We start from the raw sequence: 288 nt of genomic DNA on the forward strand, positions 1-288 counted from the left end.
GGCGAACTCGGCCAGCACAACGGCCTACCCGTCACCGTCATCGTCTCCACCACCCTGCACGACCTAGAAGCCGCCGCCGGCTCGGGAGTCACCGGCGGCGGCTCCGTACTGCCGATGACCGACCTGATCCGCATGGCCTCCCACGCGATCCACTACCTGGCCGTCTTCGACCAGCACACCCACCAACCGCTCCACCTGGGCCGCACCAAACGCCTGGCCTCGGTCGGACAACGCATCGTGCTACACGCCCGCGACCGGGGCTGCACCAAACCCGGCTGCACCGTCCCC

1 protein-coding gene is annotated in these 288 nt (G+C 69.4%); it reads left to right on the top strand.

What is annotated here, in order from left to right:
• Window positions 1-288 (top strand): DUF222 domain-containing protein (locus tag SBI80_RS28170; RefSeq protein ID WP_318978440.1); only part of this gene is annotated, 288 nt, incomplete at both ends.

Origin of the sequence: Mycolicibacterium sichuanense, from assembly GCF_033741125.1 — a bacterium.
Lineage (GTDB): Bacteria > Actinomycetota > Actinomycetes > Mycobacteriales > Mycobacteriaceae > Mycobacterium.